Annotated in this window: 25 protein-coding genes; 8 read left to right on the top strand and 17 right to left on the bottom strand. The window is 68.2% G+C overall.

Annotated features, from left to right (window positions below):
- Positions 1-10 precede the first annotated feature (10 nt).
- From E1292_RS35285 to E1292_RS35270, 4 genes are all read left to right on the top strand, one after another.
- Positions 11-724: a hypothetical protein gene (locus E1292_RS35285; protein WP_132601425.1), complete on the top strand. Its 714-nt coding sequence runs from the start codon at positions 11-13 to the stop codon at positions 722-724.
- A gap of 94 nt (positions 725-818) precedes the next feature.
- Positions 819-1,010 carry a hypothetical protein gene (locus E1292_RS35280; RefSeq protein WP_132601422.1) on the top strand — a complete coding sequence of 64 codons (192 nt, stop codon included), beginning with the start codon at positions 819-821 and terminating at the stop codon, positions 1,008-1,010.
- Between the two features lie 473 nt (positions 1,011-1,483).
- Positions 1,484-1,849 carry a hypothetical protein gene (locus E1292_RS35275; RefSeq protein ID WP_246090543.1) on the top strand — a complete coding sequence of 122 codons (366 nt, stop codon included), beginning with the start codon at positions 1,484-1,486 and terminating at the stop codon, positions 1,847-1,849.
- Positions 1,846-3,459 carry a terminase large subunit domain-containing protein gene (locus E1292_RS35270; protein WP_246090542.1) on the top strand — a complete coding sequence of 538 codons (1,614 nt, stop codon included), beginning with the start codon at positions 1,846-1,848 and terminating at the stop codon, positions 3,457-3,459. The genes E1292_RS35275 and E1292_RS35270 overlap by 4 nt, the downstream gene beginning before the upstream one ends.
- A gap of 2 nt (positions 3,460-3,461) precedes the next feature.
- Here E1292_RS35270 and E1292_RS35265 read toward each other — a convergent pair whose 3' ends face one another.
- Together E1292_RS35265 and E1292_RS35260 are read right to left on the bottom strand one after the other, a co-directional pair.
- The gene (locus tag E1292_RS35265; protein ID WP_132601416.1) at positions 3,462-3,791 is read right to left on the bottom strand and encodes a hypothetical protein; all 330 of its coding nucleotides are present in this window, start codon (positions 3,789-3,791) and stop codon (positions 3,462-3,464) included.
- Positions 3,788-3,973: a hypothetical protein gene (locus E1292_RS35260; RefSeq protein ID WP_132601413.1), complete on the bottom strand. Its 186-nt coding sequence runs from the start codon at positions 3,971-3,973 to the stop codon at positions 3,788-3,790. Before E1292_RS35260 ends, E1292_RS35265 begins: the two co-directional genes overlap by 4 nt.
- 92 nt (positions 3,974-4,065) lie before the next feature.
- Between E1292_RS35260 and E1292_RS35255 the strand changes: the two genes are divergently transcribed.
- Complete coding sequence (locus E1292_RS35255; protein WP_132601410.1) at positions 4,066-4,332, top strand: GntR family transcriptional regulator; 267 nt, start codon at positions 4,066-4,068, stop codon at positions 4,330-4,332.
- A gap of 176 nt (positions 4,333-4,508) precedes the next feature.
- Here E1292_RS35255 and E1292_RS35250 read toward each other — a convergent pair whose 3' ends face one another.
- From E1292_RS35250 to E1292_RS35225, 6 genes are all read right to left on the bottom strand, one after another.
- Positions 4,509-6,518, bottom strand: a complete 2,010-nt coding sequence (locus tag E1292_RS35250) for a hypothetical protein (protein ID WP_132601407.1) — start codon at positions 6,516-6,518, stop codon at positions 4,509-4,511.
- On the bottom strand, positions 6,518-6,904 hold the full coding sequence (locus E1292_RS35245) for a TraA-like protein (protein WP_132601404.1): 387 nt from the start codon (positions 6,902-6,904) through the stop codon (positions 6,518-6,520). The genes E1292_RS35250 and E1292_RS35245 overlap by 1 nt, the downstream gene beginning before the upstream one ends.
- On the bottom strand, positions 6,901-7,131 hold the full coding sequence (locus E1292_RS35240) for a hypothetical protein (RefSeq protein ID WP_132601401.1): 231 nt from the start codon (positions 7,129-7,131) through the stop codon (positions 6,901-6,903). Before E1292_RS35240 ends, E1292_RS35245 begins: the two co-directional genes overlap by 4 nt.
- A gap of 81 nt (positions 7,132-7,212) precedes the next feature.
- Complete coding sequence (locus E1292_RS35235; protein ID WP_246090541.1) at positions 7,213-7,902, bottom strand: DUF2637 domain-containing protein; 690 nt, start codon at positions 7,900-7,902, stop codon at positions 7,213-7,215.
- Positions 7,899-8,123 (bottom strand): hypothetical protein, encoded by a 225-nt coding sequence (locus E1292_RS35230; RefSeq protein ID WP_132601398.1) that lies wholly within the window; start codon positions 8,121-8,123, stop codon positions 7,899-7,901. Before E1292_RS35230 ends, E1292_RS35235 begins: the two co-directional genes overlap by 4 nt.
- Complete coding sequence (locus E1292_RS35225) at positions 8,120-8,647, bottom strand: DNA alkylation repair protein (protein WP_132601395.1); 528 nt, start codon at positions 8,645-8,647, stop codon at positions 8,120-8,122. Before E1292_RS35225 ends, E1292_RS35230 begins: the two co-directional genes overlap by 4 nt.
- A gap of 235 nt (positions 8,648-8,882) precedes the next feature.
- On the opposite strand from E1292_RS35225, the gene E1292_RS35220 reads away from it, so the two are divergent.
- From E1292_RS35220 to E1292_RS35210, 3 genes are all read left to right on the top strand, one after another.
- Positions 8,883-10,184, top strand: coding sequence for a YifB family Mg chelatase-like AAA ATPase (locus tag E1292_RS35220; protein WP_246090540.1), 1,302 nt, complete (start codon positions 8,883-8,885; stop codon positions 10,182-10,184).
- A gap of 658 nt (positions 10,185-10,842) precedes the next feature.
- A complete protein-coding gene (gene dprA / locus E1292_RS35215) occupies positions 10,843-12,093 on the top strand; it encodes a DNA-processing protein DprA (RefSeq protein WP_342775734.1) in 1,251 nt (416 codons plus the stop codon).
- Between the two features lie 664 nt (positions 12,094-12,757).
- Positions 12,758-13,756: a tyrosine recombinase XerC gene (locus E1292_RS35210; RefSeq protein WP_342775733.1), complete on the top strand. Its 999-nt coding sequence runs from the start codon at positions 12,758-12,760 to the stop codon at positions 13,754-13,756.
- Between the two features lie 706 nt (positions 13,757-14,462).
- Here the strand turns inward: E1292_RS35210 and E1292_RS35205 are convergent.
- The 9 genes from E1292_RS35205 to rpsP form a co-directional block, all read right to left on the bottom strand.
- A complete protein-coding gene (locus E1292_RS35205; protein ID WP_026215037.1) occupies positions 14,463-14,786 on the bottom strand; it encodes a DUF2469 domain-containing protein in 324 nt (107 codons plus the stop codon).
- A gap of 39 nt (positions 14,787-14,825) precedes the next feature.
- On the bottom strand, positions 14,826-15,494 hold the full coding sequence (locus E1292_RS35200; protein ID WP_132601392.1) for a ribonuclease HII: 669 nt from the start codon (positions 15,492-15,494) through the stop codon (positions 14,826-14,828).
- 51 nt (positions 15,495-15,545) lie between these two features.
- Positions 15,546-16,142: a signal peptidase I gene (gene lepB / locus E1292_RS35195; protein WP_132601389.1), complete on the bottom strand. Its 597-nt coding sequence runs from the start codon at positions 16,140-16,142 to the stop codon at positions 15,546-15,548.
- Positions 16,142-16,999: a signal peptidase I gene (gene lepB, locus E1292_RS35190; RefSeq protein ID WP_132601386.1), complete on the bottom strand. Its 858-nt coding sequence runs from the start codon at positions 16,997-16,999 to the stop codon at positions 16,142-16,144. The genes lepB (E1292_RS35195) and lepB (E1292_RS35190) overlap by 1 nt, the downstream gene beginning before the upstream one ends.
- A gap of 141 nt (positions 17,000-17,140) precedes the next feature.
- The gene (gene rplS, locus E1292_RS35185) at positions 17,141-17,503 is read right to left on the bottom strand and encodes a 50S ribosomal protein L19 (protein WP_132601383.1); all 363 of its coding nucleotides are present in this window, start codon (positions 17,501-17,503) and stop codon (positions 17,141-17,143) included.
- A 137-nt stretch (positions 17,504-17,640) separates the two neighbouring features.
- Positions 17,641-18,420 carry a tRNA (guanosine(37)-N1)-methyltransferase TrmD gene (gene trmD / locus E1292_RS35180; protein WP_132601380.1) on the bottom strand — a complete coding sequence of 260 codons (780 nt, stop codon included), beginning with the start codon at positions 18,418-18,420 and terminating at the stop codon, positions 17,641-17,643.
- Positions 18,420-18,920 carry a ribosome maturation factor RimM gene (rimM, locus tag E1292_RS35175; protein WP_132601377.1) on the bottom strand — a complete coding sequence of 167 codons (501 nt, stop codon included), beginning with the start codon at positions 18,918-18,920 and terminating at the stop codon, positions 18,420-18,422. The genes trmD and rimM overlap by 1 nt, the downstream gene beginning before the upstream one ends.
- Before the next feature lie 68 nt (positions 18,921-18,988).
- Entirely contained in the window at positions 18,989-19,234 is a 246-nt protein-coding gene (locus E1292_RS35170; protein ID WP_132335352.1) for an RNA-binding protein, read from the bottom strand.
- Position 19,235: 1 nt separating this feature from the next.
- Entirely contained in the window at positions 19,236-19,679 is a 444-nt protein-coding gene (gene rpsP / locus E1292_RS35165) for a 30S ribosomal protein S16 (protein WP_132601374.1), read from the bottom strand.
- Positions 19,680-20,755: the final 1,076 nt, after the last annotated feature.

The following is a 20,755-nucleotide window of genomic DNA, read 5'->3' as shown; positions in this document are numbered from 1 at the left end:
GGGGTGCAGCATGGCCATGAGCCGAGACGTGATGCAGGCCGTAGCCCGCGCCCAGCAGCGCTACATGGAGCAATGCGCCGATATCCGCAGCGACCGAGACCTCAGCGACCACGGCAGGCGAAAAGCTCTCGCCCGCGCCTACCGCGAAACCCAGACCGTCATGGCCGCTCTGCGGAAGGGTGCCGAGCAGGAAACCGGCCGCCGCCGCGACGAACTGGAGAAGAAACTCTTCCGCGCCGCCGGCAACGACGGCACCTCCACCATGGCCTACCGCGACGCCCTCGACAGGGCCGCCCGCTTCAAGAACGCGAAAGACGCCCAAGAAGATCTCCGCCGCGCCCTCCGGCACGGCGACGACAGCCTTGCCCGCGCCATCTTCTCCACCGCGCTCGACCGCATACAGAACCCGCTCGACCGCTCGTGGGCCGCCGTCGTTGACGAATACGTCGATAAGGCCAAGCCCGACCTACGCGGCACCGTCGACGAGTACAACAGCCTGCTCAACGGCGAAAACAAGGTGGTCCGCTTCGAGCAGGCGATGACAACCAGCGTCGCCAAGCCCAACGAACTCAAAGCCTCCAGCGACGCCGAGATCGACAGCATCCTTCGATCCCCCGCCGACCTGCAGGACCACGCCCCCAGACAGCAGGCCGGGCCCAGCACTCACCAGAACGTCAGCGCCTCACAGGTCCACCTCTCCGAAGGGCCCGGAGAGATCGGCTGACAATGACCCCTCGCCACCGTGGCACGGGGCGAGACGAGGCGGGCCGGCCACCCGTGCGGCCGGCCCGCCTCACCACACCGAGCAGGAGAACCCGATGGACGACACCACACCCGCACCCATCGACCCCATACGCGCCGCCTACCTCGACATGGAGCAACGCCGCAAGCGTGCCAACCGAGTCCGCAACTGGGTCAACCCCCTGCTCACACTCCAGCAGGCACAGGCAGGCAACGCCAAGCATGCCGACGAACAACCCGCACTCGACTACCCCACCGACGCAGCATGACCAAGCGCGGACGCATCCAAGCCAACCCCCGCGACCGCATCGAATCCGGCCGCATGTGGCGCACCACAGCACGGCCCGTCGACTGGCCAGCCCGAGTCTCCGCCGTCCTCAAACGCGACGGCTCATGCACATGGACCGACAACGGCCAAGCATGCGGCAGCACCGACAACCTCGAATGCGACCACATCGGCGACCCGAAGAACCACGAACTATGGAACCTCAGAGCACTGTGCCGACCCCACCACCGCCACCGCACCGCACAACAAGGCGCGGCAGCAGCAGCCGAATGGCGCGCACGCAACCCCCGCAAAAGACCCGAAGAACCACACCCCGGTCTACGCAGGTCACAGCCCCCTGGGCAGGGACCCCAATGACGATCAACCACGCCAGCGCGGACAGGTTTAGCGTCGCGGGCCATGCGTGCCCGATCTTGCGTTTTTCGGCCCTGAAAGGCGGTGCCGATGGTTAAGAGGTTGGCCAAACCCGCAGGTCTGGGGCCTGCCGGTGGCTCTCTGTGGGATGACATCACGTCGGAGTTTCCGCTGCCTCCGCATAAGCTGCGCATCCTGCTCGATGCGTGCCGTGAGGCTGACCTAGTCGACGAGATGGAGGCGGGCCGGGCGGGCCGGCCTCTTGAGGTCAAGGGCTCGATGGGGCAGCCGGTGGCCGCGCCGCTGGTGTCGGAGCTGCCTAAGCATCGGGCCTTGGTGGCGAGCCTGCTGGGCAAGCTGGGGCTGCCTGATGAGGTGGTGGAGGTCAAGACGAAGTCGTCGAGGCGCTCTGAGTCTGCCAGAGCCGCGGCGCGTGCCCGGTGGGGTTCGGCTGGGGTGTCGGCGTGAACGGGCTTCCTCTGGCGTCTGACGGCCTTCCGGAGGGCAAGCCGGACGCTCACGGCATCCGTTCTGTCGGCTATGACGTGCTCGACTGGGGTTCGGAGATGCTGGCGCAGCCGGACGGGGACCGGGCGGGCGAGGCGTGGCAGTGGACGGACAGTCAGGCCCGCCTGGTGCTCTGGTGGTACGCGGTCGACGATGCCGGGTCGTGGCTGTTCAACCGCGGGCAGGTCGTGTTGCCGAAGGGGGCGGGTAAGTCGCCGATGGCGGCGGCGTTGTCGTGTGTGGAGCTGGCCGGGCCGGTGGTGTTCGACGGGTTCGACTCGGCGGGTGAGGCGGTGGGCCGGCCGCATCCTTCGCCGCATGTGCAGTTGGCGGCGGTGTCGCAGGATCAGGCGTACAACACGATGTCGTTGACGTTGGCGATGCTCGGCGGCGGCCGGGCCGCGGATGAGGTTGACGGCCTGGATTTGGGGTTGACGCGGGTGCGTACTGATCGGGGCAAGCTGGAGCCGGTCACGGCGTCGGCGCCCAGCCGGGAAGGGCAGCGGCTTACCGCCGCGGTGCTGGACGAGCCGCACCTGTGGACGTTCGCCAATCATGGTGTGCGTCTGGCGGCGACGTTGCGCCGCAACCTGGGCAAGACGGGCGGCCGGTCGATCGAGACGACCAACTGTTGGCGTCCGGGCGAGGAGTCGGTGGCAGAGGCCACGGCCGCGTTCGCTGACCTGATCGCCGCGGGCACGCTGGTGGGCAAGCTGCTGCGCTATCACCCGAAGGCGGTGGTGGCTGATCTGGCGGACGAGCAGCAGTTGCGGGCGGGCCTGGCTGCCTTGTATGCGGACAGCCCGTGGATCGACATAGACCGGCTCGTGTCGGAGGTGTACGACGTGAACACGCATCCTTCGGACGCGCGCCGCTACTACTTGAACGAGGTGGCTGTGGCTGAGGATTCGCTGATCGCGGCGCACGAGTGGGATGCGTGTGAGACGTCGGAGCGGCTGCAGGCGGGCGACATGGTGACGCTCGGTTTCGACGGCGGCAAGTCGGACGACGCCACGGCGCTGGTCGCGATGCGGGTGCACGATCGCCTGTTGCAGACGGTGGGCATCTGGGAGCGTCCGGAGAACGCCCACGGCTGGGAGGTGGACCGGGCCGCGGTGGACGACATGGTGAGGATGGCGTTCACGACGTGGAACGTGGTGGCGTTCTTCGCCGACGTCGAGCAGTGGACGTCGTACATCGACACGTGGTCTGCGGATTTCCGGGACAAGCTGCTGGTGGCCGCGTCGCCGAGTTCGCCGATCGGCTGGGATATGCGCGGCCGGGGGCAGGCGTCGACGCTCGGGAATGAGCGCCTGGCCGCGGCGGTGCGGGATGGCTTGGTGAAGCAGACGGGAGAGTTGCGGCTCCGCGCCCACGTGTTGAATGCTCGCCGCCGGCCGAATCGGTACGGGGTGTCGTTCGGTAAGGAGGCGCGCGGCTCGAAGCGGAAGGTGGACGGCTGGGCTGCTTCGCTGCTGGCGGACATGGCCAGGCATGAGGTGGTGGAGTCGGGCAGGCTCGACCGGCCGGAGCCGAAGAAGCGGTCAGGCCGGGTGTATGGGTTCGGCTGAGGTCATTCCTTGCCGCGCCGCTCGACGATCTCGGCGGAGGTCACGTCGTGCTGGTGCTCTACGTACCACGTTCGCTCGTCGGCCGCTCGATACCCGTCCCACCGCTCAAGCACGAGCTTGGGGGCCTCGTGCGGTGGTGCCACCTGTGCAGGCCGGCGGGCGACGAGCAGGCGTAGGTTCTCCGGGTCGTAGCCGATTGGCCACATCGTGTAGTCACCGCCCGTTACTGGGATGGCGTCGAGGACGATCCGCACGCCGCCGCTCGCGAACAGATAGGCAGGGATGACCAGCATCCGGCACTTGTCGCACGGCTGCGGCGAGATCGAACTCATGTCGGGTCACCCGCGCGGAACTCGGGCTCGATCGGCGGCGCCTGCACGGGGATCGGCCGCATATCGGCAGCACTCTGCCGATTCGCGATGTCGCGGTAGGCGCGTTCGAGGCGGATCATCTCGTCTTCAACTGCGGCGCCGGCGAGGTGCGCGTCGTCTGAGAAGTTGCTGGTGGAGGGCATGCAAGTCATCGTAGGTATTTGCAATAGCCATGTATAGCTCTACATGGCTTTCCATGCGTTTGCGCAGCTCAGCGTGGCCATAGCGTGCTCGTGTGAGTGTTCCGCCATTCGACCCAGACCAGGACAGCGCCGAGTACATCTATGTCCGCCTGGCGAACCACATCGAAGCGCGCATTCGTGCTGGCGAGTTGAGCCTGGGGCGTCGGTTGCCTGCCGAGCGCGACCAGGCCGACGAGTACGGCGTTGCGTATCTGACGGTGCGCAGGGCGATGAAGGAACTCCGTGAACGCGGCTTGATCAAAACCGTGGTGGGGCGCGGCACGTACATCGTCGACGACCTTCCACCACAGGAGGACTGATCCTGGCACCCTCGCGTGGGGGCTGGGGGTGCCACACGGAGGGTGTTACAGGTCAGAAGGGGTGCCACAGTGCGTGGCACCCCTCCGTGGCCCCCTCGTGGCACCTGGGCGTGGCACCCCGTGGCAGCATGATCAACAAGTCGTTCGCGCGACTCCCACGCGCAGCCGTACGCGCGCTACAGCTCGGGCCGCTCGTCCATCAGGTAGCGCTGGGCGTCGTCGTCGTAGCCGCCGAGCACGCCCGCCTCAACGAGGCGCTTGAGTTGCTTCTGCACCCACGACCGGCTCATGTCCGTCGTCTCCCACAACGGCCTGAGATCGCCGCTGGAGAAGTCGCGCGCCCCGCCGTCCCACAGCTCTTGCAAGCGCTTGATGAGGGCCGCTCCGCGCTCCTCAGGCGTCATCGACTGGGCCGGCGGCGCGAATTCGAGAGGCGGGTCGCCCTCGGGAAGGTCGCCGATCTCGTCGTCGATGTCGCCGCCCAGCTCCGGGTCCGGGTCGTCGGTCTGCAGGTACTCACGGCTCACGTTGCGCACCTCCTCATCATCGTCGTCTTCCTCCAGGTCGGCCGGGACCGTGGCCGCTGCCCGCGCGCCGCCGGCGAGCCTGGACAGCTCCGCCGTGGTGGGGTCGACGCGCTTGGCCGCGGCCGGCCATTGTGCGGCGTGTGCCTTCATGGCTGCGTTGGCGCGCTCGTCGTCGAACTGGCCGGCCGCGTCGACGCCCCATGCGTACGTGCGTAGCGGCATCGCGAATCGGCCATCGGCGAGCGTGGGCGCGTCGAGGTAGGCCATGCCGGGCTGAGCGTTCGTCCACAGCTCCGGGCGGCATTCGGCGTCCTGCTGCCGCTCGGACAGGCCGAACGAGGCGTCTGCCGCGTTCTCGACGCCGAAGGTCATTTTCGCCAGTTGGCCGCGGGCCAACGTCGGCATCTGCGTAAAGTCGGAGCGCTGCAGGGAGAGCACGATGGTGCCGCCGGCCGACCGGATCGCCTTCAGCATGCTGAGGAACGCCTCCTGCTCCTTGTCGGAGAGCGCGTCGAAAACGTCGGGGAACTCCTCCAGCCACACCAGCCAGTAGGTGAGGCCGCACCCCTTCTTCCATTTCTGCAAACCCTTGGACGACAGGTGATCCGTGCGCTGCTTCACCTTCGACTGCAGCTCGCCGAGCATGGCCTTGACGCCCGCCTTGGTCGTCTCGAAGCGGTGCAACGCCTCTTCCATCGGCCCGAGCGTCTGCGTGCCCTTGGTGATGTCGCCGGCGAACACGGCCACGTCGTAGCGGGTGACGACCTCGGCGAGGATATTCCACGCGCCGCCGATGCTCTTGCCGGCGCCGGTCATGCCCATGAGCTGCAGGTGGTGACCGACGATCACGTACTCGATCGGGTCGAGGTCCTGCCATATGCCGATCCCGAGCGGGTCGGCGATCGACAGGCCGGGACGGGACGGCGCATCCCACGGGATCGGCTGCTTCATCACTCGCGGGTCGGAGATGGTGACCTTGGCCTTGCTGGCGTCGTCCGGGTCGATACCGGTCGTGATCGACCCCGGGGGCAACCCGATGCCCGACTCGACGTAGGACACCTTCTTCTGCAAATCGTCGGCGATGTGCCGGCCCGGGTCGAACTGCACCTCACCCTCGACCTTGTGGGCCGTGGCCTTGACCGTCCTGGCCTCGACCTCCCGCATGCCCGCGTTCTCGGCGCCCTGCCCGAACAGCATCGCCAACGGGTCAGAGATGGCGCCCGGCTGGTCCCAGCCCTTCATCCTGATGACGCTGCGAATGTTCCAGGTGAGCGCCATCGTGAAGCCGCCGATCAGCACCAGACGGCCGGTGAAGACCGTGGTGGGCCCGTTGATGGTGGCCGCGCACACCCACACCCCCGCCAGGAAGGTCGTCAGCGTGGTGTGAGCCTTGCCCCACGGGCCGCAGGCGTGCGACTGGCCGAACGTGACGCCGGTCAGTACGAGCACGCACGCGGCCATCAGGAACATCGTCCAGGCGATCGTCTGCGGCTCGTCGCTGGCCAGGATGAAGTGGAACGCCGACCCGATGCCGAACACGAGCACGTACGCCACCCACGGCGACGCCAGCACGAGGAGCTTGGACACCTCTTTGGCGGCCACCTTGGCCATGCTGGACTCGGTGTCGATCGAAACCAGGTCCTTGCTGCGGCCGGCCATCAGTCGTCCTCCCACTTGAAGGTGCTCTTGCGCTTCTCAGGCTTGGCCTGCGGAAGGATGTCGACGAATTCGCGCCGGAATTGGGCGTGGAACTTGACCAGCTCGACGCCGGCGCCCTTCTGCAGTTCGGCGGCGCGCTTGAGCCGCTTGACCACCCGCCGAGCCCGCCGGCGCACGTCCGGAGCGCCGACCATGGCCAGCAGCGGGTGGCCCTTGAAGCTCCGGATCAGCACCTCGTACAGCTCGTCGCTGCCGAGGTTCAACTCCTCGCCCAGGTCGCGGCACAGCTCACGACCGACACGCGCGTACGCCGTGATCGCCTTGGGGCCTTCCCACGGGATCGACGACAGCTCGGGGATCCGGCTACGGCCGGGCTTGTCGCTCACAGTTCCTCTTTCCACGTGTCTTTCACGACCTGGACGAAACGGCGGGTGGTCCTCGACAGGCGAGGCACCCCGATGTACGCGGTGACGAGCGCGTCGAGGGCGCCGAACAGCAGCACTAGGACGTGCCCGAAGATGGCCAGGATCAGCACCAGGCCCACCGCCGCGCGGAACGCGAGCGTGCGGGCCTGCTGCAGCAGAGCGCGACGGTCTATGAAGACGTCCGTCATGATGTGAAGACCTCCACTGGTTGGGGGACCCGGCCCGGGTACGGTCTTGGAGGGCAGCACCCGGGCCGGGGGAACAGAGGGTTAGTTGCTGTTGGCCAGGCCGGACGTGTCGACCAGGCCGCCGAGGTAGGCCTGTAGCCGCCTGGCGCGGTCGGTGCCGACGTTCAACCGGTCCTTGATCGTGCGAACGCTCGGCGGCTCACCCTGCGCCACCTCCGACAGGAACGTCGCCACCGCGACCGGCCGGTAAGGCGCGTCCACGTCGGGCTCAGGTACAAGATCGGGCTGTACCTCGATCTCGGGCGTGCGTTCGTCCAGGTCGGCAGGCGCAATGTTGGTGTCACCATCATTAGGTGCCGTGACCTGCACAGGTACAGCGTCCGCTTGTACCTGGGGCGTGACTGCGGACCTCCGGATCAGGCCCATGAGGAGTTCGTACGACAGCACCAGGGCGACGGCCGGCCACGCGGCCACGACCGCTCCGATCGGGCCGTGCGCCCACCCGTGCATCACGTTCGCCGCAAGCGTGGCCAGGATGCCGAGAGCGAGCGTGAGGTACGCCAGGACTGGCCTGGCGCCGCCGCGGCGGGCAGTGTCGAGCAGCACCATGGACGACGCGAAGATGAGGCCGTCGATCGTGAGGGGCACCAGGTAGGCCACCCACCCGGACTCGCCGTTGGCGATGACCACCTCGTACGCGTGGCGGTAGCTCACTACCGCGGCCACCCCCGCTAGGAGGATGACCACGGCGGCGGTGAGGAAGCGGATCACGCGGCACCTCCGTGCGCCTTGCGGCGGTAGTCGGCCAGGCTGACGACCGGCGCCAGATCCGACACGTGTGTCGCATTTGCCTGCTCGGGCCGGCCGGTGGCAGCCCTCAGGATGTCGTCGACGCTGACGCCCAACTCGCTGGTGGCGTTCAGGATGGTCCCGAGCGCGTCCGTGATGGCCTGCATCGTCTCGACCGGGACGGCCACGGTCAGCCCGTTCACGCGACACCGCCGGCGACCTGCTCGCGGCAGCCGATGCACGAAGCGTCGGCGCACAGGCCCTCCATGCTGTACGGCAGGACGACGGGCGCGAAGTTCGCCACGGTGACGCCGCGGCGGCGGTCGAGGACGTCGACCACGGCCCGGCGGAGCTCGTCGTGCTCGTCGTCCGTCAGGTCCTCGACGACCATCCGCACGTCGCCGTCACTGGCGAGCATCTGCCCGAGCACCATGCCGACCCGCACGGCGTCTGCCAGGTCAAGCCCGGTGATCTCGTCGACGCCGAGCACGTCGCGAAGCTTCTGCAGGGCGGTCGCCGAGCTGGCGGGCTGCTCGGGCGTCTGGCCCGAGCAGGCGAAAAGCTGCGTCTCACCGTTCTCGTGGACATACAGGTCCACCGGCTTCATCGGGCCGTCCTCGGTGCCGCAGACGACGCAGGCGCGGCCGTCGAGCTGGGCGGGGTTGAGCGTCTCCGGGTCGAAGCCGACTGTGGTGTGGTCGGTGTTGATCGTGGAAGACTTGTCCACGGGTCTCCTCCTGGTATCGCAGGTGGCGATCAAGAGCGGGTCGGGTGGTTGCACACCCGACCCGTTCGCTTCGGGCTAGTCGCCCTCTTCCTCGCAGCCGGTGCACGCGCAGTGCGGGCACTTCAGCGCGAGGGGGTGAAAGAGGCACAGCCAGAGCGCCATGACCTCCCCGCAATCGGGGCACGTCTCCTGGTCCTCGGGCATCTCGTCTCCTTCGCTTTAGCTACGCCTCATCTTGCCCTTCGCCCTGGCCATAGCCGTGGCGATCCTTGGCGCCGCGGGAGTGATCCCCGCCGAGCGCATCGCGGAGCCGTTCTTCCTGGGTGAGCTCGGCCTCGACGGCCGCATCAGACCCGTGCGCGGCGTCCTCCCCTCGGTGCTCGGCGCCGCCGGACACGGTGGCGCCACGGTCGTCGTGCCGGCCGCCAACTCGGCCGAGGCGGCCCTGGTGCCCGACGTCAAGGTCGTTCCCATGTCCGGCCTGCGCCAGTTGGTCGAGTGGCTGCGCACGGGCGACGACCCGCCCGAGGCCCGGACCGACGACATCGTGGAGTCGCAGAGGTCCGCCCCGGCCCCCGCAGTCGACCTGTCTGACGTCGTCGGCCAGCCGGTGGCCCGCCGAGCCCTCGAAGTGTGCGCGGCAGGCGGCCACAACCTGTGGATGCTCGGCCCGCCCGGCACCGGCAAAACCCTGCTGGCCGAACGCCTCCCCACCCTCCTGCCGGATCTGGAGCTCGATCATGCCCTGGAGGTCACCGCCATCCACTCCGTCGCGGGAGTGCTGCCGCCCGACTCGCCCATGATGAGCAGGCCACCGTTCGTCGCCCCGCACCACACGGCGACGTCCGCCGCGATCATCGGCGGCGGCAGCACGGTCGTGCGCCCAGGGGCGGTCTCCCTCGCCCACAGGGGCCTGTTGTTCATGGACGAGGCTCCCGAGTTCCCCCGCCATGTCCTCGACTCCCTGCGGCAACCGCTGGAGTCCGGTCGGGTGACGGTGTCCAGATCCGCGGGATCGGTCACGTTCCCGGCCCGGTTCATGCTCGTCCTGGCCGCGAACCCCTGCCCCTGCGCCCAGGCCGACGACAGGACCGAGACGTGCAAATGCTCGCCCACAACCAGACGCCGCTACCTCGGCAGGCTTTCGGGCCCGCTCCTTGACCGCATAGACATGAAGGTCACGGTCGTCCGCTCGTCAAGGCGCGAGCTCCTGGCCGACCGCCAGTTCGTGGAGACCAGCAAGACGGTGGCCGAACGCGTGCTGGTGGCCCGAGACCGAGCCGCCAAGCGCCTGGCCGGCACCCCCTGGCGCACCAACGCCGAAATCCCGTCCTCCGTGCTGCATGCCGACTACCGCCCAGGTGAGGCGGCCATGCGGCCCATGACGTCCTGCCTCGACTCCGGCATCCTCACCGCCCGCGGCCTCGACCGGGTGGTCCGGGTCGCCTGGACCCTCGCCGATCTGGCAGGCAAGGACCGCCCGGAGGAGGACGAAACCACCGGCGCCCTCAGTTTCTGGCTGGGAGTCACGTCGTGACACCGCCGATGCTCCACAACAGAGCCAGCGTCGCCGCCGAGCCCCTTCCAGCTCAACCTTCAGGGTTCTTGAGGGGTCCCCCGGCCAGCCTTCAGTTTGCAACACCACGACCTCCCGCACGCGCCCACTGCGATCCCAGCCCAGTGCCAGTTCTGGCCCCGTCCCCGAAAGCGCCCTTGGCCGTCCCATGTCCATCCCACCCCACGAAGGCACCGCCAACAGCCCCATGCCATCCGCTCCCGCCGCCCCAGCGACCACGTCGCCCCAGGCATCTGCCTCCAACCCAGACGTCCAGCCCACCCAGCCGCCTCACACCCAGGACACAACCGCACAGACCTCTCGCATCCAGGACGCCCCCACTGCGCCGGCTCCTCGCACGCCGGACACCCGACTTCCACAAACCCCTCAACCCACCCGAAACTCGACACCAGCGCAGATTTCTCAACCCGTCCCGGAATCCCCACTCCCACACACCTGTCAGGGCACCCCGGAGGCCCAGCATCCGCCCACCCACCAACCCGTGCGCGGCATTCCACTCACCGCGACCCCCCGGAACTTCGCTGGACAGGGCGTCGAGCCCGATGAGCGAGCCACGGTCACCATGACACGACAATCAGGGCGGCAGGGGACGCACGAACTGGTGGCCAGGGCTGCTCTCATGCGCGCCGCTGACGTGGGCGACCCGGTCATGGGCCGTCTCGTCGCGCAATACGGCGCCGCGGAGGCGGCGGCTGCGATCCGTGCACGCGCCTTGCCGCCCGACTTCGCCGCGCGGGAGGCCCAGCACGAGCGCCCGCCCGACCTGACCGGCCGGCTGAACGCCTGGTACGCCCGCTTGGCGGCAGCCAAGCCCGCAGCCGACCTGGACGCAGGCGAGAAGGCCGGAGCCAGGCTGATCATTCCCGGCAGCCCGGAATGGCCTACCCAGCTCGACCAGCTGGGGCCGAGCCGTCCCCTCGGGCTGTGGTTGCACGGCACGGCCGACCTCCGCTTCGCGTGCCTGAAGTCCGTCGCCGTGGTCGGCGCGCGCGCCGCCACGTCTTACGGTTCGCACATCGCCGCCCAGTTCGGTGTCGGCCTCAGCGAATCAGGCTGGACGGTCGTGTCAGGTGGCGCCTACGGCGTGGACGGGGCGGCCCACAAGGGAGCTCTGGCGGCGGATGCACCGACGGTGGTCGTTCTGGCCTGCGGCGTGGACGTCTGCTATCCGAGCAGTCACGACACCCTGTTCGCGGCCGTCAGGGAGCGGGGGGTCGTGATCAGCGAGTGCCCACCGGGCGTCCATCCCACCCGGGCACGCTTTCTCATCAGAAACCGCCTGATCGCCGCCCTGTCGCGAGGCACCGTGGTGGTGGAGGCGGCGTTGCGCAGCGGCGCGCTCAATACGGCCGCCCATGCCCTGTCCCTCAACAGGCACTTGGGGGCAGTGCCTGGCCCGATCACTTCGAGCATGTCGGCCGGCTGTCACCGGCTCCTTCGGGAGCGCAAGGCGGTATGCGTGACGACCCCGGAGGAGATGATCGACCTCGTCGGCGTGATAGGCGACGACCTGGCCTCGCAGAGCCGGGTCCCCGCCGTTTCCAGGGACAAACTCAACGACTCCACCAAGAGGGTGCTGGACGCGGTCCCTGCCCGAGGCGGCGCCGGTCCAGCCTCCATAGCGGTTGCTGCGGGAGTCAGCCTGGATGCGGCCTTGAGCGCACTGGGTGGCCTGGCAGCCGGAGGCTACATAGAACGCGCCGCTAACGGCTGGCGCCTGCGCAAGCCGGCAACGAGCTATCGCAAGGCTCCCGAATCGGCTGCCCTGCAGCCGCCCATCACCGCGGAAGCCGCCGAGCACGCAGACGACCCTCCGTTTCCGGACGACCTGCCGGTGCCTTACAGAGCGGCGGAGGAGATGGATGCCTGACATCTCACGGTCCACCCGACACGCACCGCGTCACCGGACGACGGGCGGACATGGTGACGGCCATCGCGTGATCCTTGGAGGGCCTGCATCAAGACCGTAGGAGAGCACCGCGATGGCCGCGCACAACAGTCTGTCGTGTCTCCACCGGAAGGCGAAGAGAAGCGCGCACCAGTGACTCCTACTTTTTGCTGACATAGTTGCGGATCATGACATGCGGTTGTCGAGGTTGCCTTTCGGCGCACGAGGCGATGAGGCGGGCAGTAACAAGCTCGCACCGACGACGGCAGAGGGCCGTCACCGCTACGCGGACACGGCCAGCATGAGGAACCAGACGAGGGGATGAGCGCGGGATCCACGATGACCACAGACGCCGGTGACGGACGGGCAGCGCGGCAAGCCGGGATGACGCGACATGAGCGACACGCACGACAGCGCCGCCGTGGGCGAGATAGCCAGCATCAATGGGCAGGGCGAGCACAGGCGACCTACCAACGCGGACGACGACGGGAGCTCGACATCACGACCGGCGCAACCGACGTGGACGCGGCACCACAACCAGCGCATAGCGACGGCAACGCAGCACCGCCCATTGCACACGACGGAAAGTCGAGGCCCCACCACAGGCAAAGCGTGAAAAGGCGGCACCACGACCAGCGCAGCGTAAATGACGGGAACGCGGCATCATGACAGCGCAACCGATGGCGTCGGCACCCGCGACATGATCGACATGAAGGATGATGGTGACGTGGAGGACATGGCCCGGACGGACGGTGATACGGCGGTGAGCAAGGACGAGGTGCTGGCCGACTTCGGCCGATATCTGCGGCTGGAGCGTGATCTCTCACCACACACAGTCCGGGCTTACCTGACCGACACCTCCTCTTTGCTTGATCACGTGGGCGGGCAACTCGACCGTCTGGACATCGGGGCCCTCAGAGGGTGGCTGGCCGGCCAGCACGAAGCGGGAAAGGCCAGAGCCACGCTGGCGCGCCGAACCGCCTGCGCTCGCACTTTCACCGCCTACTGTCATCGTCGCGGCTGGCTGTCCACGGACCCCGGATTGCTGCTGGGCACCGCCAAGACGCCCCGGTCCCTGCCGTCCGTGCTCGACCAGGAGCAGGCGCAGGCCGTGATGGACAGCCCCGCCACCGCGGAGCCGAAGGAACTGCGCGATCAGGCGTTGCTGGAGCTGTTGTACGCCACGGGTGTGCGGGTGAGCGAACTGTGCGCACTGGACGTCGACGATGTGGACCGTGACCGGCACGTCATCAGGGTTCTGGGCAAGGGGCGTAAGGAACGTTCGGTGCCGTTCGGGTTGCCCGCCCTCCGTGCGCTGGACAGGTGGTGTATTCACGGACGGCCGCTGTGGGCCCGAGCCAGGTCGGGGCCCGCGCTCTTCCTCGGGGTCCGCGGTGGCCGCATCGACGCGGGGACCGTCCGGCGGGTGGTGCACGCGCGACTGGCCCAGGTTGAAGGGGCGCCGGACATGGGGCCGCACGGTCTCCGGCACACCGCGGCGACGCACCTGCTGGAGGGCGGTGCGGACCTGCGTAGCGTTCAGGAGTTGCTCGGGCATGCGTCGCTGAACACCACGCAGATCTACACCCACGTTTCTATCGAGCGTTTGCGAGCGGCCTACCGGCAGGCGCATCCCAGGGCCTGAGCGACCCACCGGCATAACACCGGCAGCTCCCGGCAACAGCACTCTCCGCACCACGATTGACGCCACCACAAGCACCACACCGCCGGGCGTCGCCACCACGGCACCCACAACGTTCAGGGGCCACATCACAACATGCGGCCGGGTTCCGCCGCGTCACGTCACGCCCCCGCCACGCCCACGCCATGCCGGATCATGCCCACGCACGCGGCCCACGTCACGGCCATCCCCCGTCAGACCGCGTCACGCCCATGCCGGTCGGGCCGCGTCACGCCTCACGCCACTCCCACGCACGCGCGCCACGCCGCACGCGGTGCCGCCTCGCCCACGCCGGGCCACCTCACGGCCAATCCCTGTCGGGCCGCGTCACGGCCACGCCACACGCCGCACGGCGCCTCGTCACGTCACCTCACGTCACGAAGAGCTGGTCCGGACGTCGCGAGACCTCGCCAGAGCAAGGGCTGCTCCGCCATATCAACGCCACACCGAGCAATGGAGCGACAGAGGCCGGCGCCTGCAGCAGCTAGGTGGGCAGGCCGGCGGCACGAAAGCACCTCGGGTCGCTGCCGTCCGTACGGACACCGGTCGCAGCGTCAGGAACCACCCGCTCAGCGCGAAGGGGTGCTCCGATCCAAGGAGGGGCGTTGAGGGCGTCGGTGTGGCGGCGACGTATTCCGGAGGTCTCCCTCTTACCGCCCCCACCGCGCCGTTACCCGGAGAAGCCCTCCTTGGGCATCTCCAGGTCGGCTTTGGCCAGTTCTTCGACGTTGACGTCCTTGAACGTGACGACCCGTACGTTCTTCACGAACCGGGCGGGCCGGTACATGTCCCACACCCAAGCGTCCTGCATCTTCACGTCGAAGAAGACGTCGCCGTTCTCCGCAGTGCGGACATCGAGATCGACCGAGTTGGTCAGATAGAACCGCCGCTCAGTCTCCACCACGTATGTGAACAAACCGACGACATCGCGGTATTCGCGGTAAAGCTGCAGCTCCATCTCGGTTTCGTACTTTTCGAGATCCTCTGCGCTCATCGCGGTCCTCCTGTCGTACCGGTCCCCCGGTTTGCCTGGTCAGGCAACCCCGGCCCCCATTTCATTTTCACCCATCCCCCTCGCCACCGTGACGAAGGAGTAACGGTGATCAGGACACGGACCATGCGTTTCCAGCGCCAGCCGGTGTCCTGGTGTGACATACCCCTTGTGCTCGGCGAAGCCGTACTGCGGGAAGCGCTCGTCCAGCGCGACCATCAGGCGATCCCTCGTCACCTTGGCCACGATCGACGCGGCCGCCACGCACGCGGCCACCTGGTCCCCCTTCCACACGGCCAGCGACGGCGCGGGCAACCCTGGCACCGGGAAGCCGTCCGTCAGGATGTACTCAGGGTCACAGGACAACTGTGCGACAGCACGCCGCATTCCCGAAACGTTGCATTTGTGGAGACCTTTGGCGTCGATCTCCCCGGGCGGGATGGTCACGATGCCCACGTGGGCGACCGGCAGGATCGCGTCGTAGAGCCGTTCGCGCACCGCCGGGGCGAGCAGTTTCGAGTCGCCCAGGCCGTCGACCGGCTTGCGCAGGATGACGGCCGCGACCACGAGCGGCCCCGCGCACGCGCCACGGCCGGCCTCGTCGACACCCGCGATGGGGGTGAGGCCGCGGCGGGCGAGCGCCCGTTCATAGGCGTAGAGTCCGGAATCTCGCCGGACGACGCTGGGTCGAGGGCGGAACGCAACTGTCATGACAGAGGAAGCGTACGCCTCATTCGCCGCAAACCGCGACCGGAAGCCGATCTACTTGACCTTGTCGAAAGCCTCAGGCTGGGAGAAGAGATAGCCCCGCGACAGCGGCCAATAGCGCACCACGGCCTTGCCGATCACCGCGTCTTCCGAGATGAAACCGCCACCCGGCTCCTCCATGTGCGACCGGGAGTCGGCCGAGGCGCTGCGGTGGTCGCCCATCAGCCAGAGCTTGCCGGCCGGCACCTTGACGTCGAAGTTATCGCCGGAAGCGTAATCGTCCGGGTAGAGGTAGGAGGACTCGTCAAGCGGCTTGCCGTTGATGGTGATGCGCTTGTCGGCGTCGCAGCACTTGACGCGGTCGCCGCCGACCCCGATGACGCGCTTGATGGTGTCTTCGCCGTTCCAGCCCTTGAACACCACGATGTCGCCGCGCTCAGGCTTGCCCGACAGCTTGTTGACGAAGATCCGGTCGTCAAGCTGCAGGGTGTTCTCCATCGACACGGACGGGATGTAGAACGACCCGACCACGAAGGCCTGCAGCAGCAGCGCGATGCCGACCCCCAGAACGAGCAGCAGCACCGTCTCGCGGAAGCTGCCCTTCTTTTTCTTCTCTTTGCCCACGCCCTCCGCCTTCTTGGTGACGGCCATCAGCGCTTCCTCCGCAGCCGGCGCCGAACCAGGATCAAGGGTACGGCCAGCCCGAACCCGGCGACCACCGGTACGGAATCGCCGAGCGCGTGGAGCGCGGGTTGGGCGAACGTCTCGGGGATGTCTATCGAAGAGGCGCGGTCGAACGGCCACACGATCACGAACGCCCGTCCGATGACCTGGCCCACCGGAATGGACCCGCCGCCCGAGTCGCCGGTGTGGGCGCGGGAGTCGAGCGACACCGAGCGGTGGTCGCCCATCACCCACAGCCGCTCGGGCGGCACCGTGACGTCGAAGAACTTGTCAGAGGGCACGTTGCCTGGATAGAGGTAGCTCTCCTCGTTGATGGGCGTGCCGTTGACGGTGATGCGGCCTTTGGAGTCGCAGCACTTGACGTGGTCGCCGCCGATGCCGATGACCCGCTTGATGTAGTCCTTCTCGCCGGGGATGACGCCGAACGCCGTGCCGACCCAGCGGAAGAACGCCGCGACAGGGTTGGACGGCTCCTCCATCTGGAACTCGCCGTCCCAGGAGTCGACGCCCGAGAAGACCACCACGTCACCGCGCTCGATGTCGCGCGTGTGGTAGACGAGCTTGTTGACGAGAACCCGATCGTTGGTCAGCAGGGTGTTTTCCATCGACTCCGACGGAATGTAGAAGGCCTGGACCACAAAGGTTTTGATGATCAGGGCCAGCACGAGAGCGACAACGACAAGAACAGGAAGCTCTTTCCAGAACGACCCCTTCTTCTCCCTTTTTCCGCCCTTAGCCGGCTTCTGAGTCTCTTCGGCGACCACGTCCACCTCGTCCTCGACAGGGCGGCGCGCAGCGCCGTGCTCCTGGCTCTCGCTAGTCATCGCTGACGAGCCTAGATGATGTCCCGGCTCGACAAGCCTGGACCGACGTTACACCCACGCACGAGTCGCTCCACATAAAGGAAACGGCCCCGTAAAGCCGAAAGGCCCGCGCCGCAGCGCGGACCTCGGAAAGAGCAGGAGCTACTTCGCGGGCGTCGTCTCACGCTTCTCGCGGATGCGTGCGGCCTTACCGCGCAGGTCACGCATGTAGTAGAGCTTCGCGCGGCGCACGTCGCCGCGGGAGACGAGCACGATCTTCTCGATGACCGGGCTGTGCACAGGGAAGGTGCGCTCGACGCCGACGCCATAGCTGACCTTGCGGACGGTGAAGGTCTCGCGGGCACCGCTGCCCTGCCTGCGCAGCACGAAGCCCTTGAAGACCTGGATGCGGGAGCGGTTGCCTTCGACGACGCGTACGTGAACCTCGAGCGTGTCACCGGGGCGGAAATCCGGCACATCGCTGCGCAGGGTCGCCTTCTCGAGCTCCTGGATCTTCGTGTGCATGAGAGCTGTCCTCAAGTCCTCGTGAGCACGCGGAGGTCCACCCGGCCATGGCTCGTGGCGGACACGCCTGCTGATGTGATGAAACCCAGGACCGTTTCCCGGGCATGACAGACCAACCACAACAGGTTGGCAGCGATTCAGTTTGCCATATCTTCCGGCTCGACGCGAAACGACAGCTCCTCGAGAAGCTTCCTGTCGTGCTTGTCGAGCATCTCGGGGTCGAGCTCCGCCGCGAGTTCAGGCCGGTTTCGTACGGTACGGCGCAGCGCCTGGTCCCGCCGCCATCTCGCGATTTTTCCGTGATGTCCGGACAGCAACACGTCGGGCACCTCGCGCCCCCGCCAGACGGGAGGCTTGGTGTAGACGGGCCCCTCGACGAGGTTGCGCATGGCCCCGGGGGCGAAGGAGTCGTCGACGGCCGACTGGGCGTTGCCGAGCACCCCCGGCAGCAGCCTGCCGACGGCCTCCACCATGACCAGCACCGCCACCTCGCCGCCGGCCAGCACGTAGTCGCCGATGCCGACCTCGTCGACCCGCAGCCGCTCGGAGTATTCCTCCACGACGCGGGAGTCGATCCCCTCATAGCGCCCGCACGCGAACAGCAGCCACGGCTCGCCCGCCAGCTCCTGCGCGAGCTCCTGGGTGAACGGTCGCCCGCTCGGCGTCGGCACGACCATCCGCGGCGCGCCGTCACCGATCACGGAGTCGATGGCCTCGCCCCACACCTCGGGTTTCATGACCATGCCGGGCCCCCCGCCGTAAGGGGTGTCGTCCACGGACTTGTGCACGTCGTGGGCCCAGTCGCGGAGCTGGTGCACGCGTACGTCCAGCGTGCCGCGCTCGCGCGCCTTTCCGATCAACGAGACGTCGAGCGGCGCGAAGTAATCGGGAAAGATCGAGATGATGTCGATCCGCATCACAGCAGGCCCTCCGGCGGATCCACGACCAGCCGCCCCGCCTCCACGTCGACCACGGGCACGAGGGCCTTCACGAACGGGATCAGCGCGTCGTCGGCACCGCGCCGGCGCACGACCAGAAGGTCCTGGCCGTGATGGAGCACATCGCTGATCTCGCCCACGGGCTCACCGGAAGCGGTCTCGACCGCCAGGCCGATGAGCTGGTGGTCGTGGAACTCGTCGGGGTCGTCGGGCGGCGGCACCTCGTCGGAGTCGATGACCAGCATGGTGTTGCGCAACTCCTCGGCCGCGTCACGGCCGGCGACCCCGGCGAACGACACCAGCAGCATGCCCTTGTGCCAGCGACGGCTCTCGACGACGAGCGGCCCCTTGCCGGCCGGGTCGGTGACGATCGACGTGCCAGGGGCGAAACGCAGCTCGGGATCGTCGGTGCGCACCTCCACGGTCACCTCACCGCGTACGCCGTGCGGACGGCCAATCCGGCCGACGACCAGCTGCACGTGAACCCGCCCTTTCCTCACGCGAGCGCCCCCATCGGAAGGACCGATGAGGGCGCGCAAACCTGACGCTAACGGACTACTTCGTGCAGATCGAGCAGATCGACTCGCACGTACTTCCCGTCGGCCAGGGCGTTCACGACCGTGCGCAGCGCCTTGGCGGTGCGCCCGCCGCGTCCGATGACCTTCCCCAGGTCCTCGGGGTGCACCCGGACCTCCAGGACGCGCCCGCTGCGGATGCGGCGTGCGCGGACCCGGACATCGTCTGGATGTTCGACGATGCCCTTAACGAGGTGCTCGAGAGCCTCCTCGAGCACGTCAGGCCTCGCCCTCGGCCTGGGTCTCGGCGGGGGCCTCAGCCTCTTCCTTCTTCTTGGCCTTCTTCGGCGGCGTGGTGGCGGCCGTGCCGGTGTCGCCACCGGACAGCGCCTCCTTGGCCGCGGCCTCGTAAAGGGCGTGACGGTCAGGCGCGGGCTCAGCGACCTTGAGAGGCTCGGGGGCGGGCTCGCCCTTGAACTTCTGCCAGTCGCCGGTGAGCTTGAGGAGCTTGAGCACCGGCTCGGTCGGCTGCGCGCCGACACCCAGCCAGTAGGCCGCACGCTCAGCGTTGATCACGATGCGCGAAGGGTTTTCCTTCGGGTGGTAAAGGCCGATCTCCTCGATCGCCCGGCCGTCCCGCTTGGTGCGGCTGTCGGCGACGACGATGCGGTATTGAGCGTTGCGGATCATGCCGAGCCGCTTGAGCTTGATCTTGACTGCCACGGGTGTGGTCTCTCCTGCATTCGCATGTGGGTGAACGGCGCCTCGCCGAGTGGGGCACGACGGAACGACGCTCCAGGGACAGGCGTGTCCTGCGGGAGGTGAGAGGGCACCCGCCTGGTCACGGTGTTCCAACATGCCATTGTGCCAGATCGACGACACTGCCCACGACCGTCGGCGGCACGTCGCCGCAAAGGGTCGGCAAGCTCCCGTCCTCACTTCCGCTACGACCCCATCGGACCGGAAATGCCCCCGTCCGCAAGCCCTCCACCGAACCCCGGTCACGGCCCCCGGCCCTCACACACCACGCACCGGACGAGCCCGGGCACCTCCCTGGCAGAGGGCACCTCCCTGGCGGAGGGCACCTCCCTGGCGGAGGGCACCTTCTGGCGGAGGCACCTTCTGGCGGAGGCACCTTTCTGGCGGGGGCGGCGATCGCGTACGCAACGGGGGGGGACGATCGCGTACGCGCTGGGTGGCGGAGCGTGCGTCATGCGGCGGCCGGCGAGCGGACTGCGGGCAGCGGGCAGCGGGCAGCGGGCAGCGGGCGGACCATCGAGCAGCGGGCGAGTCGATAGAGCAGCGGGTGCACCCACGAACAACGCACAAACCCGCCGAGCAGCGGCCTGGTCGGCAAAGCAGCGGGTGCACCGCCGAGCACCACACGAACCAGCCAAGCAGCGCGCATACCAGCGGACGACGGGCGGACAGGGCCGAGCAGCGGCCTGGTCGGTAGAGCAGCACACAGACGGGGGAGCAACACACGAACCCGCCGAGCGGCGCGCATACCAGCCGAACACCGAGCGGACCGGCCGAGCGGCGGCCGGGTCGGCAAGGCAGCGAGTCGACCCGCCGGACGGCCGGGCGACCGGGCGACGGGCGACGGGCGACGGCGGACGGGCGACGGGTGGACGGACGGGCGACCGGGCGACGGGCGACGGGCGACGGCGGACGGGCGACGGGTGGACGGACGGGCGACCGGGCGACGGGCGACGGGCGACGGCGGACGGGCGACGGGTGGACGGACGGGCAGAAGGGACGGACGGGGGACGGACGGCGGGCGGGGAACGGACGGACGG

The organism is Nonomuraea deserti (assembly GCF_004348685.1).
GTDB classification, from domain to species: Bacteria; Actinomycetota; Actinomycetes; order Streptosporangiales; family Streptosporangiaceae; genus Nonomuraea; species Nonomuraea deserti.
This window is presented reverse-complemented; position numbering and strand designations above follow the sequence as displayed.